General features: G+C 64.1%; 15 protein-coding genes and 1 tRNA gene. 13 read left to right on the forward strand and 3 right to left on the reverse strand.

The genetic code is table 11. From position 1 onward, the window contains the following. Positions 1-676 precede the first annotated feature (676 nt). A tRNA-Ser gene (locus FJ943_RS04050) sits at positions 677-766 on the reverse strand. Positions 767-1,092: 326 nt separating this feature from the next. Between FJ943_RS04050 and FJ943_RS04055 the strand changes: the two genes are divergently transcribed. The 3 genes from FJ943_RS04055 (at position 1,093) to FJ943_RS04065 (ending at position 2,828) form a co-directional block, all read left to right on the forward strand. Beyond that, the gene (locus tag FJ943_RS04055; protein ID WP_140719939.1) at positions 1,093-1,752 is read left to right on the forward strand and encodes a 50S ribosomal protein L21; all 660 of its coding nucleotides are present in this window, start codon (positions 1,093-1,095) and stop codon (positions 1,750-1,752) included. A 100-nt stretch (positions 1,753-1,852) separates the two neighbouring features. Beyond that, complete coding sequence (gene rpmA, locus FJ943_RS04060; RefSeq protein ID WP_140719940.1) at positions 1,853-2,122, forward strand: 50S ribosomal protein L27; 270 nt, start codon at positions 1,853-1,855, stop codon at positions 2,120-2,122. Positions 2,123-2,240: 118 nt separating this feature from the next. Continuing rightward, the gene (locus tag FJ943_RS04065) at positions 2,241-2,828 is read left to right on the forward strand and encodes a GNAT family protein (protein WP_140712513.1); all 588 of its coding nucleotides are present in this window, start codon (positions 2,241-2,243) and stop codon (positions 2,826-2,828) included. A 99-nt stretch (positions 2,829-2,927) separates the two neighbouring features. Here the strand turns inward: FJ943_RS04065 and FJ943_RS04070 are convergent, their stop codons facing one another. Beyond that, positions 2,928-3,797, reverse strand: a complete 870-nt coding sequence (locus FJ943_RS04070) for an endonuclease/exonuclease/phosphatase family protein (RefSeq protein ID WP_015315191.1) — start codon at positions 3,795-3,797, stop codon at positions 2,928-2,930. A 132-nt stretch (positions 3,798-3,929) separates the two neighbouring features. On the opposite strand from FJ943_RS04070, the gene obgE reads away from it, so the two are divergent. The 5 genes from obgE (at position 3,930) to FJ943_RS04095 (ending at position 9,422) form a co-directional block, all read left to right on the forward strand. Continuing rightward, positions 3,930-4,961 (forward strand): GTPase ObgE, encoded by a 1,032-nt coding sequence (gene obgE / locus FJ943_RS04075; RefSeq protein ID WP_140719942.1) that lies wholly within the window; start codon positions 3,930-3,932, stop codon positions 4,959-4,961. Between the two features lie 4 nt (positions 4,962-4,965). Further along, on the forward strand, positions 4,966-6,102 hold the full coding sequence (proB, locus tag FJ943_RS04080) for a glutamate 5-kinase (RefSeq protein ID WP_140719944.1): 1,137 nt from the start codon (positions 4,966-4,968) through the stop codon (positions 6,100-6,102). A 3-nt stretch (positions 6,103-6,105) separates the two neighbouring features. After that, complete coding sequence (locus tag FJ943_RS04085) at positions 6,106-7,392, forward strand: glutamate-5-semialdehyde dehydrogenase (protein WP_140719946.1); 1,287 nt, start codon at positions 6,106-6,108, stop codon at positions 7,390-7,392. Between the two features lie 72 nt (positions 7,393-7,464). After that, entirely contained in the window at positions 7,465-8,052 is a 588-nt protein-coding gene (locus FJ943_RS04090) for a nicotinate-nucleotide adenylyltransferase (RefSeq protein WP_041163647.1), read from the forward strand. Between the two features lie 71 nt (positions 8,053-8,123). After that, positions 8,124-9,422: an MFS transporter gene (locus tag FJ943_RS04095; protein WP_140719948.1), complete on the forward strand. Its 1,299-nt coding sequence runs from the start codon at positions 8,124-8,126 to the stop codon at positions 9,420-9,422. Here the strand turns inward: FJ943_RS04095 and FJ943_RS04100 are convergent, their stop codons facing one another. Then, positions 9,423-10,274: a mechanosensitive ion channel domain-containing protein gene (locus FJ943_RS04100; RefSeq protein WP_140719950.1), complete on the reverse strand. Its 852-nt coding sequence runs from the start codon at positions 10,272-10,274 to the stop codon at positions 9,423-9,425. Between the two features lie 242 nt (positions 10,275-10,516). On the opposite strand from FJ943_RS04100, the gene rsfS reads away from it, so the two are divergent. From rsfS to FJ943_RS04125, 5 genes are all read left to right on the forward strand, one after another. Then, on the forward strand, positions 10,517-10,894 hold the full coding sequence (gene rsfS / locus FJ943_RS04105; RefSeq protein WP_015315198.1) for a ribosome silencing factor: 378 nt from the start codon (positions 10,517-10,519) through the stop codon (positions 10,892-10,894). A gap of 28 nt (positions 10,895-10,922) precedes the next feature. Then, positions 10,923-11,405, forward strand: a complete 483-nt coding sequence (rlmH, locus tag FJ943_RS04110; RefSeq protein ID WP_140616598.1) for a 23S rRNA (pseudouridine(1915)-N(3))-methyltransferase RlmH — start codon at positions 10,923-10,925, stop codon at positions 11,403-11,405. Positions 11,406-11,562: 157 nt separating this feature from the next. Further along, entirely contained in the window at positions 11,563-12,912 is a 1,350-nt protein-coding gene (locus FJ943_RS04115; protein ID WP_140719952.1) for a murein hydrolase activator EnvC, read from the forward strand. Between the two features lies 1 nt (position 12,913). Further along, on the forward strand, positions 12,914-14,245 hold the full coding sequence (locus FJ943_RS04120) for a S41 family peptidase (RefSeq protein ID WP_015315201.1): 1,332 nt from the start codon (positions 12,914-12,916) through the stop codon (positions 14,243-14,245). 182 nt (positions 14,246-14,427) lie between these two features. Beyond that, positions 14,428-15,609, forward strand: coding sequence for a divergent polysaccharide deacetylase family protein (locus FJ943_RS04125; RefSeq protein ID WP_140719954.1), 1,182 nt, complete (start codon positions 14,428-14,430; stop codon positions 15,607-15,609).

The raw sequence follows: 15,609 nt of genomic DNA on the forward strand, positions 1-15,609 counted from the left end.
GCTTTTCGCGGCAATAGACTCGAACGGATTGGGAATGGCAATGCCGCATGCTGATGTCACGCCTACGCAATTACGTTGCATCAGCTCTTGTTACAGCGGGCTCAGATGAGCGCCGCAACCTAGTGTGAAGCCGCGATAGCAATCTGCTCAGAGGTAATGTCACAGAAGAGCCGCACGAAGCCTGCCGGAGCGCCGATCTGAGTGCATCCAGTGATAGAAGCTGCGGTTGGTCTTGCAGAGCCAAGTAGGCGAAAAGCGAAGACTGTCCTTGTTGCCTCACGGTCGGTTCAGTGACTTTCACCTCTCTCTGGGCACTCCTTAAGCCGTAGCGTCTGCGTCGTAAAACGTCCAACAGACATTGGTTGCAATCTCTGTAATATGAATTTCTGCAGGATGCTCTTGGGCCGACAGCGGGTCGGTGTCAGCGCATTTTTTTGGTAATTTTTTTGCGTGCGTTCGCTCAGATTTGTCTGCAACGGCTGAAGACTCCCCGGTCATAAGCGGGGGTGGGGAGGGGGTGGGCAGACAAATGTTACGAGAATCGAAAGCGGGGTACCTGACGACCTTTGATCGAAGACCAGAAGACCATAGGCGCACAACAAGTGGGGACAAAAATGGGGAGTCTTCAATCGATCTCACAAAAGAGCTGTGATTTCAAGAAGTTACCGTGATGGTTTGGCGGAGAGGGAGGGATTCGAACCCCCGATGGGCTTGCACCCATGCCGCATTTCGAGTGCGGTGCATTCGACCACTCTGCCACCTCTCCGCGGTCATGGTCGGCCGTTGCCGGCGCGGCGCACTAGATAACGGCTGAACGGGCAGGTTACAAGGCCAAATCCACCGGAAATTCAGCTTCCTGTCCGGGCCTCGTTCGGAGTGCCACGCTCCGTCCTCGGCAGGAGTCTGGCCCGCATGGCAGGGAACCCCGCCCGTTTGCCTTGACTCCCACGCAACCTTCGGTTAGGGACAGCGCGCAATCGGCGTGGAGGGTTCTTCCACGCCGCTTGTTTTTTGAACCCGCAGACTGACAAAAAGACGGCCGAACCGCCAGAGGCGGTTCATCAAGGCCGACCGAACAGCGAAAGGCAAAAAATGTTCGCAGTCATTAAAACGGGCGGTAAGCAGTATCGCGTTGCCGCCAACGATCTCCTGAAGATCGAAAAAGTCGAAGCCAATGTCGGCGACATCGTCGAGATCGGCCACGTGCTCGCTCATGGCGAGGGCGAGAATGTCACGTTCGGCGCGCCGTTCGTCGATGGCGCCCTGGTGACCGCCGAAGTCGTCGAGCAGGGCAAGAACCGCACGGTCATCGCTTTCAAGAAGCGTCGCCGCCAGAATTCGCGCCGCAAGATCGGCCATCGCCAGCTTTTGACCACCGTGCGGATCTCCGAGATCCTGCTGGGTGGCGCCAAGCCCGCCAAGAAGGCGGCCGTCAAGGCGGAAGCCAAGGCTGAGGCCGCGCCGAAGGAAGCCAAGGCCAAGAAGGACGCCGCCCCCAAGGAAGACGCGAGGGCCGAGGCCGTCGCCGCGCCGCTGTTCAAGGCGCCGAAGGGCGAGCCGGACGACCTGACCGTGATCAAGGGCATCGGCCCGGTCGCCGCCAAGGATCTCGCCGAGCAGGGCATCATCACCTTCGCGCAGCTCGCCAAGCTGACCGAGAAGGACGTTGCCAAGATCGACGAGAACATGCCGTTCAGCGCCGACCAGATCAAGGACTGGCGCGAGCAGGCCAAGGAACTGGCCAAGAAGTAAGGCGAACCGGCGCGAAACGTCGCCGGATCGGACTTGAAACGGAACGCGAACGCGTTCATAAGACCATTCAAGCGCCCATGGGCGCATCGGAGTTAGTTAGATGGCACACAAGAAAGCTGGCGGCTCGTCGCGCAACGGTCGCGACTCGCATTCCAAGCGTCTGGGCGTGAAGAAGTTCGGCGGCGAAGCCGTCATCCCGGGCAACATCATCATTCGTCAACGCGGCACCACCTGGCATCCCGGCCTCAATGTCGGCATGGGCACGGACCACACCCTTTTCGCGCTCGAAACCGGCGCCGTGACGTTCAACAAAAAAGCCAACGGCCGAACCTACGTATCGGTCAACCCGATTACCAAAGCCGCGGAGTAGCCGGTTCCGCACTAGAACACCGGCGCCCATCTCGGGACCGGTGTCTGGCAAAACCAGGAAAAGGATCAGGGGAGATGGGTTTCCATCTCCCCTTTTTCTTGTGCCTGGAGGACTTCAAATGGTTGCCGAAGCGGAAGATTCAGAAGACGAAAGTTACGCGATAGATTGCCCGGTGCTGGTCACCGAGCGGCTGGTGATGCGCGCTCCCGATGAGCGGGATATCGCGCAACTGGTCGAACTTGCCGACAACCGTCACGTTGCCGAGATGCTGGCGCGCATGCCGCACCCCTATGGGGAGGCCGAGGGACGTGCTTTCCTCGCCATGACCAAGGCGCGGCGCGCCGGCATCGCCTATGCCTTGACGCTGGCCGGCACCGACACTTTCGTCGGCTGCGCCGGGCTGAACACCACCGATCGCGGCCTTGAGCTCGGCTACTGGATCGGCGAGCCCTACTGGAAGAAGGGCTACGCCACGGAAGCCGCGCACGCGCTGGTCGACCTCGCCTTCCAGAAGACGTCGATCCAGGTGCTGCAGGCCTCGACCAGGGTCATCAATCCGGCTTCACGCCGCGTCATCCACAAATGCGGCTTCCAATATGCCGGCCAGGGCATGCTGAATTCGATCGTCGCCGGCCAGGTGCCGGTCGAACGTTATCGGCTCGACAGGAAAACCTGGACGAGCCTGCGCAATTGGATCCACTTCTAGGTGCGTCGATGTTCAGGTGGGGCCGGCCTGACCTGAATATCGGCACACCTTGGCGCGTGGGGCGGAACAGGACAAATCAGCTGGGGACCAGACTTGGGCCTAGCCCAGTTCGACCCAGACCGGCCGGTGGTCGGAACCGACTGACTGTCTATCGACCCACAGGCGCTTCAGCGACCGGGCAAGCGAGGCGCTGGTGAAGATATAGTCGATGCGCTTGTGGCGGCTGGCGTTGGTGGGGTCGTTGGGATCGACCCAGGAGACGAGATCGTCGCCGGCGACATCGAGGCGCAGGGCGGCATCGACGGCGAAGTCGGCGGTCAGCGGCATGCCGAATTCATGGTCCGGCCGGCCGGCGAGTTCGACATATTCGGGCGAGCCGGCCAGCATGTTGAAATCGCCCATGCCGACAAAGGCTTCCGGATGCGGCAGTTCCGGCAGGCCGATCTCGGCGACGCCGGACAGCGCACCGCCTTCGAGCGCATAGTTCAATAGGCGCTGGCGCAGGAACTGGATCTGGCTGGCGCGTTCGACCGGGCTGCGGTGATCGAGATGGATGGAATAGAAGCGGATGAAACCAAGCGGCGTCTCGATCAGGGCTTCCAGCGCGCCGCGCTGGAAGTTCATCATCTCGAAGCTGCGGCTGCGCGGCAGAAGCAGGTTGCGCGACAGATGAATGGGTGTTTTCGACAAGACCATGTTGCCGAGCTGGAAGGTCGTGGTGATGGCGCGGCCGTCCTCGATGCGCGAGCCGATATTGGCCTCGAAATTGCTGCCATAGACGGCGAAATAATCGGGCAGCGCCTCGCCGATCTCGGCCACCATGTCGCGGCTGCCGTTCCGGGGATTGTTGCGGGTGACCTCCTGCAGCGCGATTACGTCGGCGCCGCGCACCGCGTCGGCGATGCGCCCGAGATCGTAGCGTCCATCGAGACCGATGCCGTACTGGATGTTGTAGGTTACAAGCTTCATTCCGACGTCTCTCCGGCCAACCCCGCGCGGCCATCGTCACAAAACGGCCTCGCCCTTCGCCGCGCCTTGGTTTAGAGCAAGGCCCAAGGTTTAGAGCAATGCCGCAAGGCCAATAAAAGAAACTGCAGTCCCATGAAATTTCTCGATCAAGCCAAGGTCTATGTCCGCTCCGGTGACGGGGGCGCCGGTTCGGTGTCGTTCCGGCGCGAGAAGTTCATCGAGTTCGGTGGCCCGGATGGCGGCGATGGCGGCCGCGGCGGCGATGTCTGGCTGGAAGCGGTCGACGGGCTGAACACACTGATCGACTATCGCTACCAGCAGCATTTCAAGGCCAAGACCGGAGTCCACGGCATGGGCCGCAACATGACCGGCGCCAAGGGCGCCGATGTGACGCTGAAAGTGCCGGCCGGAACGCAGGTCTTCGAAGAGGACAATGAGACGCTGATCTGCGACCTCACCGTCGTCGGCCAGCGCTTTCTCCTGGCCAAGGGCGGCAATGGCGGCTTCGGCAACCAGCACTTCAAGACCTCGACCAACCAGGCGCCGCGCCGCGCCAATCCCGGCCTCCCCGGCGAAGAACTCAACATCTGGCTCAGGCTGAAGCTGATTGCCGATGCCGGTCTGGTCGGGCTGCCCAATGCCGGCAAGTCGACATTCCTTGCCGCCGTCACCGCGGCAAAGCCGAAGATCGCCGACTATCCGTTCACGACGCTGCATCCGGGCCTTGGCGTCGCCCGCATCGATGCGCGCGAATTCGTCATCGCCGACATTCCAGGTCTGATCGAAGGCGCGCATGAAGGCGTCGGCATCGGCGACCGCTTCCTCGGCCATGTCGAGCGCACGCGCGTGCTGCTGCACCTGGTCTCCGCGCAGGAAGAGAACCCGGGCAAGGCCTACAAGACCGTGCGGGCCGAGCTCGAGGCCTATGGCCACGGCTTGACCGACAAGGCCGAGATCCTGGCGCTGAGCCAGGTCGACACGCTCGACGCAGACGCGCGCAAGAAGAAGGTTGCCTCGCTGAAGCGTGCCGCCGGCCGCGCGCCGATGCTGCTGTCGGCGGTCACCGGCGAGGGCGTCGAGGCGGTGCAGCGGGCGTTGATGGCTGTCATCGCGGAGGCGCGTGCGCGGATCGCCGCGCCGATCGAGACGCGCTGGGAAAAGTAAAGTCATGCAGCCGCTCAGGAAATACCGGCGCATCACCGTCAAGATCGGCTCGGCATTGCTCGTCGACCGCGCGAGCGGCCTGAAGCGCGACTGGCTGGCCTCGCTCGCCGACGACATCGCGGTGCTTGCCCAGGGAGGAGCCGAAATCCTCGTCGTGTCGTCGGGCGCCATCGCGCTCGGCCGCACCATCCTTGGCCTTGGCAAGCGCGCCCTGAAGCTCGAGGAGAGCCAGGCCGCCGCCGCCGCCGGGCAGATCGCACTCGCCGGCGCATGGTCGGACGCGCTCGGCAAGGGTGCCTTGAAATCGGGCCAGATCCTTTTGACGCTCGGCGATACCGAGGAGCGCCGGCGTTATCTCAACGCGCGGGCCACCATATCGACGCTGCTCAAGATGAAGGCGGTGCCGGTCATCAACGAGAACGACACGGTGGCGACCTCCGAAATCCGCTATGGCGACAATGACCGGCTGGCGGCCCGCGTCGCCACCATGATGGGCGCGGACCTGCTGGTGCTGCTCTCCGACATTGACGGGCTCTACACCGCGCCGCCAGCGTTGGACCCCGGTGCAAAGTTCATTCCGGTGGTCGACCGCATCACACCAGACATCGAAGCGATGGCGGGAGCCGCCGCGTCCGAGCTGTCGCGCGGCGGCATGCGTACCAAGCTCGATGCGGGCAAGATCGCCAATGCGGCGGGCACGGCGATGATCATCACCTCCGGCACAAGGCTGTCGCCGCTGATGGCGATCGAGCGCGGCGAGCGCGCGACGTTCTTCAAGCCCAGCGCCAATCCGGTGAAAGGCTACAAGACCTGGATCGCCGGCCAGCTCGAACCGGCCGGGCGGCTGACCGTCGATGCCGGCGCCATCGGCGCGCTCATTTCGGGCAAGTCGCTGCTGCCGGCCGGCGTCAAGCTGGTCAGCGGCAATTTCTCCCGCGGCGACACGGTGGCGATCCTGTCGCCCGAAGGCCGCGAGATCGCGCGCGGGCTGGTTGCCTACGATGCCGCCGATGCCGTAAGGATCGCAGGCCTGAAGACGGCCGAGATCGAGACGGTGCTCGGTTACGAGGCGCGTTCGGCGATGATCCACCGCGACGATCTCGTCGTAAGTCACGCCGGAAGCGACACAAGCGGAGGATGAGCCATGCTGAAGCTGCATGAAAAATCCGGGGACGACACCGTGGCGCTGATGGCCGATATCGGGCGCCGCGCCCGCGCTGCCGCCCGACCGCTGGCCATCGCCACCGCCGCCGCCAAGAACGCCGCTCTTGTCGCTATGGCCGACGCGACCATTTCCCGCGAGCGGGACATTCTCGACGCCAACGCCATCGATGTCTCGAATGGCCACGAATCCGGGCTTTCCGGCTCTTTCATGGATCGGCTGAAGCTCGATCCGGCACGCATCCGCGCCATGGCGGACGGTATTCGCGAAATCGCTGCCCTGCCCGATCCAGTGGGTGATGTCATCGCCGCGTGGGAGCGGCCGAACGGTCTGCGCATAGAGCGCGTACGTACGCCGCTCGGTGTTGTCGGCGTCATCTATGAAAGCCGGCCGAACGTGACGGCGGATGCCGGCGCTCTCTGCCTCAAGGCCGGCAATCCGGTCATCTTGCGCGGCGGCTCGGATTCACTCAATTCCTCCTCGGCGATCCATGCCTGCCTGGTCGAGGGACTGAAGGCGGCCGGTCTGCCCGGGGATGCCATCCAGCTGGTGCCGACCACCGACCGCGCCGCGGTCGGCGAGATGCTCAAGGGGCTTGGCGGCAATCTCGACGTCATCATTCCGCGCGGCGGCAAAAGCCTGGTCGGGCGGGTGCAGAGCGAGGCGCGGGTGCCGGTCTTCGCCCATCTCGAAGGCATCTGCCATCTGTATATCGACCGCTCAGCCGAGCTCGACATGGCGGTGCGGATCGCCGTCAACGCCAAGATGCGGCGCACCGGCGTCTGCGGTGCCGCCGAAACGCTGCTGGTCGACCGTGCGGTCGCCGCCACCCATCTGGTGCCGATCCTCGACGCGCTGCGCGCCGCCGGCTGCGAGATCCATGCCGATCAAGAAGTGATGAAAATGTTCTTCGACGCCAAGCCGGCGACCGATGCGGACTGGGTGACCGAATATCTCGACGCGATCATCGCGGTGAAGCTGGTCAACGGGATCGCTGGTGCGATCGATCACATCGAAACCTTCTCCTCGCATCATACCGAGGCGATCGTCGCCGAGGACGCGAAGGCGGTCGAACGGTTCTTCAACGAGATCGATTCGGCGATCCTGCTGCACAACGCCTCGACGCAGTTCGCCGATGGCGGCGAGTTCGGCATGGGCGCCGAGATCGGCATCGCCACCGGCAAGATGCACGCGCGCGGGCCGGTCGGCGTCGAGCAGTTGACCTCGTTCAAATATCGCGTGCGCGGGTCGGGACAGGTGAGGCCTTGAAGCTTTTGATCGCCAGAGCCTGAAGCGATGCTGGCCTCTTCCGAACCGGCGACACCCTCCAGCTATCTGAAGATGCCGCATGCCGAGAAGGGGCTGGCCGTCGGACTGTTCGGCGGTTCGTTCAACCCGCCGCATGCCGGCCACGCGCTGGTCGCCGAAATCGCTTTGCGGCGTCTGGCGCTAGACCAGCTTTGGTGGATGGTGACCCCAGGCAATCCGCTGAAGAGCACGCGCGAACTGGCGCCGCTGGGCGAGCGCATCGCACTTTCCGAGAAGATCGCCAAGAACCCGAAGATCAAGGTCACCGCCTTCGAGGCGGCACACAATGTGCGCTACACCGCCGACACGCTGGCGCTGGTCAAGGCACGCAATCCCGGCGTCGACTTCGTCTGGATCATGGGCGCCGATTCCCTGCGGGACTTCCATCGCTGGCAGCGCTGGCGCGAGATCGTCATGACCTTTCCGATCGCGGTCATCGACCGACCCGGCGCGACACTGTCCTTTCTGTCGTCGGTTGTCGCCAAGACCTTCGATTACGCCCGCATCGACGAAGGCGACGCGCCAAGGCTTGCGCGGATGAAGGCGCCGGCCTGGACCTTCATCCACGGTCCGCGTTCCTTGCTGTCGTCGAGCGCGATCCGGAAGATGGCGAAGGGTTGAGCGTCTCGTCCATCCGGCCATGTCGTTTTTACAGCGGCGCCCGCCTGACCCATGGGCGATGCTGACCAGCCATGGCGATTCACAAGAAAACCCATCCCACGATCGATCCCGACCAGGGCAGCACGCCTGCGCCGCTGATCGCGATTGCCAGTGTCATCGTGTCGATGGCGCTGATTGCCATCGGCAACGGGCTGATGTTCGCCTATATCCCCGTCCGGCTCGGCGTCGAAGGGTTCGATCCGGTCTGGGCAGGGCTGATCGTCACCGGCCTGTCGGCCGGCGGCCTCGCCGGCTGTATCCTGACCGGTCCGCTGGTGCGCCGGGTCGGCCACGCCCGCGCCTTCATGGTGCTGTCGGCGCTGATCGCGCTGTCCAATGCCGCCATCGGCGCCGGACCGCACCCGCTGCTGTGGATCGTGGCGCGCGCGCTTTACGGCTTTGCCATATGCGGCCTGTTCATCGTCGCGCAAAGCTGGCTCAACGACGCGCTGCCGAACGCCGTACGGGGCCGGGTGATGGCCGTGTTCTATGTCGCCTACATTGCCGGTCTTGGGGTCGGCTATGCGACGCTTGCCGTGATCGACATCCACACGGCCGCCGCGTCGCTGATCGGCATCGCCTTTACCGCTCTGTCGATCCTGCCTGTCGGCATGACACGCCTTGCCCAGCCGCCGGCGCCGCAGGCGGCTTCGGTGGCCCTGCGCCAAGCCTGGCGGATTTCGCCGGTCGGCGTCGCCGGCATGCTGGCGGTCGGCGGCCTGTCGATGATCATTTCCGGCTTCGCGCCCATCCACGCGACGGCCAAGGGCTACAGCCAGGCCGATGTCGCGCTGCTGCTGTCGGCAATGCCGGTCGGCACGCTGATCCTGCAGATACCGCTCGGCTGGCTCTCCGACCGTACTGATCGGCGCTACGTGCTTGCCGGCGCCGCGGCGCTGGCGGTCGTTGCCAGCGTGCTCGCCATCGCCTTCGACGGCGGTGCGCTGATGGCGCTGGTGGTGATCTACCTGATCTGGGACGGGGCGGCGGAATCCATCTACGCGCTCTCCAGCGCGCATGCCGCCGACCGCGCCAGGAAGGATGAACTGCTGGCGCTGTCGAGCTCGATGCTGTTTGCCTGGTCGCTCGCCGGCTTCATCGTGCCGGGCATTGTCACGGCGCTTTCCGCCGTCTTCGGCACGGCAACCTTCATCTATGTCGGCATCGTCATCGCCTCGGTATTCTGCCTTTTCGTGCTGTGGCGGGTGATCGCGGCGGGCCGCGTTCCGGCGGCCGCCACGGGCAGTTTCGCGCCGATGTCGGCGCAAGCGCCCTTGCCGGTCGAACTCGCCTTCGCGCCGGACGAAGTGATCCGCCACAGGGGCGACTGATTACTGCTTGCGGGCCTCGGCTGGCGGTGCCTGCGGAGGCGGCTGCGGGATCGAGATGCCCTCGCTGTCGAAGGCCTGCTTGGCAAGTTTCGTCATGTCGATCTGGGTGGCGAAATGGTCCGCCGCCGCGGTCCAGTAGCGCAAGGTGAGCGAAACGGTCGTATCGCCAAGCCCGGCCACGAAGGCGATCGGCGCCGGTTCGCGGCGGATGCGCTTCTCGGCACCGGCAATGGCAAGCAATGTCTTTTGGGCGCCGTCTATGTCGTTCCAGGAGCCGATGCTGAGCGTGATGTCGGTGCGGCGCACGCCGTTGCGGGTGAAATTGCGCACCGGCTGATTCCACAGCGTCGAATTCGGTGCCAATATGTAGATGCCGTCGGCGGTCCTGAGCTTGGTGGCGAAAAGGCCGATTTCCTCGACCGAACCGGCAATGGAACCGACCTCAACGGATTCGCCAATGCGGAATGGCCGCAACGCGAGCAGCATGATGCCTGCGGCGATGTTCTGCAGCGTGCCTTGCAGGGCGAGACCGATGGCGAGGCCGATGGCGCCGATCGCGGCGATGATCGATGCAGTCTGCACGCCGAACTGGCCGAGCACCATGATGACGACGAGGATCAGAATGGCGTAGCGCGCGATCTTTGAAAAGAAATGCCGCAGCGTCGCGTCGAAACCATGGATATGGCCGAGGCCAGCCGAGATCGAGCGCTCGGCAAGGTTGGCAACGATGTAGCCGACCACCAGGAGGATGACGGCGCCGATGGCGGAAAAGGAATAGGAGACGATCAGCGTACTCAGCTGCGCGAGGCCGGTCTGGACGGTGAGAAGGGTGTTTTGCGGGTCGATCGGCATGGCGGGATTCCGGTTGGTCGGTCAGCCGGTAACCGCTGTGGAAGGCCTGGGTTCCGATGTTTTCGCGTCACCCGTGGAACAACATTCCACTCGGCGAGTTCGCGTCCATCGGGGCTCCGTCTTGAAACTGCAACGGAACTCTGCCTATCTAAGTGGTGTCACCTGCTTTAAGGGGTGATTTGGTTGTTCTTGCTGCGAAAGGAAATACACTGAGAACAGCACTGCGGAAGAAGGCCGACATAGTGCCTTCGCCGGCCAGGATCAGCGTAGACGACGCCGTGTCCCGTGCCATCAAGACAGTCCTTGCCAGTCTGGAAGACTCCAAGGCCGAAAATATTGTCTCAATCGACATTCAGGGGAAATCGAGCCTCGGCGACTACATGGTCGTTGCGTCGGGCCGATCGCACCGTCATGTCGCGGCTGTCGCCGACCATCTCCTCAAGGCGCTCAAGGATGCCGGTCTCGGCACCGCGCGCGTCGAGGGACTGTCAGGCGCCGACTGGGTCCTGATCGATTCTGGCGATATCATCGTCCATGTCTTCCGTCCCGAAGTCCGCGAATTCTACAATCTCGAAAAGATGTGGCAGGCGCCGGATCTCGAGGAAGAGACCCTCCACTAAGCCTTTCGCGGGGCTTATAGAGGCGAGGATGAAGATTTCAGTTCATGCCGTGGGCCGAATGAAAGCCGGCCCCGAGCGGGAGTTGGCCGACCGCTATTTCGAGCGGTTCGCCAAGAGCGGACCCGGCGTGGGGCTCGAATTCGCCGGAATCACCGAGATCGTCGAGGGCCGCGCGCAGAGCGCCGCCGAGCGCCAGCGCGACGAGGGTTCGCGGCTGCAGGCACAGCTGCAGCCAGGCACGGCCCTCATCCTGCTCGACGAGCGAGGCAAGAGCCTGTCTTCACAGGATTTCGCCGGCCGTCTGGGACAGTTGCGCGACGGCGGACGCAAGGCGCTGGTCCTCGCCATTGGTGGCGCCGACGGCCACGATCCGTCGCTGCGCGGCCAGGCCGAGCTGGTGATGTCGTTCGGGGCGCTCACCTGGCCGCATCAGCTGGTGCGGGTGATGCTGGGTGAACAACTCTACAGGGTGGCGACGATCCTGTCGGGTCATCCCTACCACAGGTCCTGAAAGCCGCCGGATCGCACCGAATTTGGCCCCAAATGCCGCGCAAGATTCGACGTGGGCCTGTTTTTCCGTTGCATTGCGTTATTGCGAACCCTTTGGGCGACAGGCGCTAACATGGTTGATGATTCGTTAACGAAGGCGCGGATAGAATCGATCGCGAATGTCTGAAGGCTGGAAATCGACGACGGGCCCATCGACGGGGGGCTCCTGGCGCGTGCGCTGCGGTATCGCCGCGGCGGCGGCGGTTCTGTCGCTGCATGCGGTGCGGGCCGAAAACACGCTCGACATGGCGCCCGATCCGGACCAGAGCCGTGCCGAATACGAGCAGGTTTCGAAGGAAATAACGCTGTCGTCCGAACGGCTGGCCAAGCTCGCCGCCGACATCGCCGCGGTCAAGAAGGACCACGCCTCGATCACCGCGGCACTCATCCAGTCGGCGATGACCGAGCAGAAGCTCGGCCAGGACATCGAGGACATCGGCGCCAAGCTGGAAGGGCTGAAGGGCCAGCAACAGAAGATCCGTACTTCGCTGGCGGCGCGGCGCGATGTGCTGGCCGAAGTGCTGGGCGCCCTGCAGCGCATGGGGCTCAACCCGCCGCCGGCGATCCTGGTCAAGCCGGAAGATGCGCTGTCGTCGGTGCGCAGCGCCATCCTGCTCGGCGCCGTGGTGCCTGAATTGCGCCAGCAGACCGACAGCCTGCTGGCCGATCTCAAGGAGCAGACCCGGGTGACGGCTTCGATCGAGGCCGAACGGGCGCGGCTGACGGCGGCGGTCGGCGATCAGACGGCGGAGAAGAAGCGGCTCGGCATGCTGCTCGAAGCCAAGCAGAAGCTCGAGACCGACACGAAGGCGCAGATGGCGGCCGAACAGCAGCGTTCCGAGCAATTGGCGGCCAAAGCCAGCAGCCTGAAGGATCTGATCGCCTCGCTCGAAGCGCAGGCGGACAAGAACCGCAAGGCCGCGGACGCCGCAAAGGCAGCCGCCGCCGGCCAGGCCGGCGGCACCGACCCCGGTGGCGACCAGACGGCATCGCTGCCGGTTCCCGAAGGCAACAGGTTGACCGCCGCGGCGCCTTTCTCGGCGCTGCAAGGGCAGGTCGCCCTGCCGGTCACCGGCCGCATCAAACTCAGGTTTGGCGCCGACGACGGTAACGGCGCCTTGATGCTTGGGGACATGGTTGCGACACAATCGGGAGCCATCGTTACCGCGCCGGCGGATGGGAATGTGCTTTATGCGGGGCCGTTTCGCTCCTACGGTCAACTCTTGATCCTCAATGCCGGCGACGGTTATCATGTCGTCTTGGCTGGGATGAGCAGAATCAGCGTCGCGACTGGCCAGTCGGTGCTTGCAGGAGAGCCGGTCGGCGCGATGGGAGAAGCCCGGGTGGCAAGCACCTCGGTTTCGAAGAATGGAAATGCCACGCCGGAGCTCTATGTCGAGTTCCGCAAGGATGGAAAACCCGTCGATCCGGCCCCATGGTGGGCGGACCGTTTTTCTGGAAGGACGTGAAATGATGCGGAAACTGTCGCTTCTGTTTGCCGGTGCGCTGATGGGCGCGTCCGCCATGAGCCTTGTCTATGGCGCACCCGGCTCGGCGGCGAACGCTGCGGGATCGGAGACCTACAAGCAACTGGCGATCTTCGGCGACATCTTCGAGCGGGTGCGGGCGCAGTATGTGACCCCGCCCGACGACAAGTCGCTGGTCGAGAACGCCATTAACGGCATGCTTTCCTCGCTCGACCCGCACTCCTCCTACATGAACGCCGAACAGGCGCAGGACATGCGCGTGCAGACCAAGGGCGAGTTCGGAGGCCTCGGCATCGAGGTCACCATGGAGAACGACCTGGTCAAGGTGATCACGCCGATCGACGATACGCCGGCCGCCAAGGCTGGCGTGCTGGCCGGCGACTATATCGCCAAGATCGACGGCGAGGAGGTTCGCGGCCTGACGCTCAACGACGCGGTCGACAAGATGCGCGGCCTGGTCAACACGCCGATCAAGCTGACCATCCTGCGCCAGGGCGCCGACAAGCCGATCGAGCTGACGGTGGTGCGCGACATCATCAAGGTCAAGGCGGTCAAGTTCCGGGTCGAGAACGATATCGGCTACATGAAGATCACCTCCTTTACCGAAAAGACCTATGACGACCTCGAGAACGCCATCGAGACCATCAAGAAGCAGGTGCCGGACGACAAGCTGAAGGGCTATGTGCTCGACCTGCGCCTCAATCCGGGCGGCCTGCTCGACCAGGCGGTGAGCGTGTCGGACGCCTTCCTCAAGCGCGGCGAGATCGTCTCGACGCGCGGACGCGATCCAAAGGACGTCACCCGCTTCGACGCCAAGCCCAAGCAGACCGACGACATCAACGGCAAGCCGATGATCGTGCTCGTCAATGGCGGCTCGGCCAGCGCTTCGGAAATCGTCGCCGGCGCGCTGCAGGACCTGCGCCGCGTCACGGTGGTCGGCACGCAGTCCTTCGGCAAGGGCTCGGTCCAGACCATCATCCCGCTCGGCGAGAATGGCGCGCTCAGGCTGACGACGGCGCTCTATTACACGCCATCGGGCAAATCGATCCAGGGCAAGGGCATCACGCCCGACATCAAGGTCGACCAGCCCCTGCCGCCCGAACTGCAGGGCAGGGACCTGACGCGCGGCGAATCCGATCTCAAGGGCCATATCAAGGGCGCCGACGAGAGCAAGACCGGCTCGGGCTCCGCGGCCTATGTGCCACCGGATCCGAAGGACGACCTGCAGCTCATCTATGCCGAGCAGTTGCTGCGCGGCCAGAAGACCGATCCGGCCTTCCCGCCCAATCCGGAAAAGGCCGTGCTCAACCAGTAAGGCAACCGGTCTGGCCGGTTGAACGAAGCAATGCGATGCTGCCGGGACCGAAAGGTTCCGGCAGTTTGATTCGGGGGGCAGGACCAGGCCTCCAGATATGGCGCCCAGGCGCCAGGATTGATCAATTCGTGCATGTGTTGCCGAAGGAGGTCGCCTTCGGAACCGTGCATCGGGGATAGGGCTTGGCTGATATCGGCAAGGACATCGAACGCCCGCTTGGACAGGCCGTCCGGGCGCCTCGCGGCGCCGGCAAGATCAGCGTCGGTGTGATCGCGGCGAGCGCGATCGTGCTTGCCGTGGTCGGCGTCTCGGCCGCGATCGCGTTCAGGGAAAAGCCGTTTCGAAAGCCGCAGGAAGTCGCCGTCTCGACGCCGAAAGTGACCGCGGCGGCCGAGCCCGCCGCGTCGCCTCCCGCATTGGCCCCGGCGGCGGCGCCAAAGGTGGAGATGCCGGCCAAGACGGGCGGTCCGCAGATCATTCATGTGCAGACCGAAGAAGGCGATGGCCCGCCAAAGGCGGCAATCGTCATTCGCGATCCATCGACCGTCGGCCAGAACCTCAAGATCGCGCATATTCCCGACAAGGCGCTGATCGAAACCAGTGAAACCGGGCCCTTGCCGATGCGCTCCGCCGACGGAAGGCGACCGTTCGACGTCTATGCGCGGCCATGGTCCGGCACGCGTGGCGCGCGTGTGGCGATCATCATCGGCGGGCTCGCGGTTTCACAGACTGGTACCCAGGCGGCGATCGCCAAGCTGCCGGCGGAAGTGACGCTGGCCTTCGCGCCACAGGGCAACAGCATCGGCCGCTGGATGCAGGCTGCAAGGCAGAGCGGCCACGAGGTCGTCATGCAGGTGCCGCTCGAGCCGTTCGACTATCCCAAAGTCAACCCCGGCCGCAACACGCTGACGGTGGCGGCGAGCGCGGAAGAAAACCTGAAGAACCTGCACTGGGCGCTGTCGCGGACGACGAACTATACCGGTGTCATGAACTATATGGGCGCGCGGTTTTCCGCCGACTCCGCGGCGATGGAGCCGTTCATGGCCGAACTTGGCAAAAGGGGCCTCGCCTATATCGACGACGGCTCGTCGGCGCGCAGCCTGGCGCCGGACATGGCGCTGAGGAATGGCGTGCCTTTTGTCGCCGGTGACACGGCGATCGACGCGGTGCAGGATCGCGGCGCCATCCTGAAGAAGCTCGACAGTCTCGAAGCGACCGCGCGTGCCAAAGGCACGGCCGTCGGCATCGGCTCGGCTTTCGACCTGACGGTCGACACGGTCTCGTCATGGGTGGCCGAGGCCAAGAAGCGCGGCATCGAGATCGTGCCGATTTCAGCGGTGGTCGTCGATCCGCAAAAGGGTTAG

The sequence above is a fragment of the Mesorhizobium sp. B2-3-10 genome, from assembly GCF_006442275.1.
Classification (GTDB): domain Bacteria; phylum Pseudomonadota; class Alphaproteobacteria; order Rhizobiales; family Rhizobiaceae; genus Mesorhizobium; species Mesorhizobium australicum.

Excerpts from the sequence above, each read along its gene's own strand:
- FJ943_RS04055 (WP_140719939.1), top strand. The coding sequence starts at position 1,093 with ATGTTCGCAGTCATTAAAACGGGCGGTAAGCAGTATCGCGTTGCCGCC.
- rpmA (WP_140719940.1), top strand. The coding sequence starts at position 1,853 with ATGGCACACAAGAAAGCTGGCGGCTCGTCGCGCAACGGTCGCGACTCG.
- FJ943_RS04065 (WP_140712513.1), top strand. The coding sequence starts at position 2,241 with ATGGTTGCCGAAGCGGAAGATTCAGAAGACGAAAGTTACGCGATAGAT.
- FJ943_RS04070 (WP_015315191.1), bottom strand. The coding sequence starts at position 3,797 with ATGAAGCTTGTAACCTACAACATCCAGTACGGCATCGGTCTCGATGGA.
- obgE (WP_140719942.1), top strand. The coding sequence starts at position 3,930 with ATGAAATTTCTCGATCAAGCCAAGGTCTATGTCCGCTCCGGTGACGGG.
- proB (WP_140719944.1), top strand. The coding sequence starts at position 4,966 with ATGCAGCCGCTCAGGAAATACCGGCGCATCACCGTCAAGATCGGCTCG.
- FJ943_RS04085 (WP_140719946.1), top strand. The coding sequence starts at position 6,106 with ATGCTGAAGCTGCATGAAAAATCCGGGGACGACACCGTGGCGCTGATG.
- FJ943_RS04090 (WP_041163647.1), top strand. The coding sequence starts at position 7,465 with ATGCCGCATGCCGAGAAGGGGCTGGCCGTCGGACTGTTCGGCGGTTCG.
- FJ943_RS04095 (WP_140719948.1), top strand. The coding sequence starts at position 8,124 with ATGGCGATTCACAAGAAAACCCATCCCACGATCGATCCCGACCAGGGC.
- FJ943_RS04100 (WP_140719950.1), bottom strand. The coding sequence starts at position 10,274 with ATGCCGATCGACCCGCAAAACACCCTTCTCACCGTCCAGACCGGCCTC.
- rlmH (WP_140616598.1), top strand. The coding sequence starts at position 10,923 with ATGAAGATTTCAGTTCATGCCGTGGGCCGAATGAAAGCCGGCCCCGAG.
- FJ943_RS04115 (WP_140719952.1), top strand. The coding sequence starts at position 11,563 with ATGTCTGAAGGCTGGAAATCGACGACGGGCCCATCGACGGGGGGCTCC.
- FJ943_RS04120 (WP_015315201.1), top strand. The coding sequence starts at position 12,914 with ATGATGCGGAAACTGTCGCTTCTGTTTGCCGGTGCGCTGATGGGCGCG.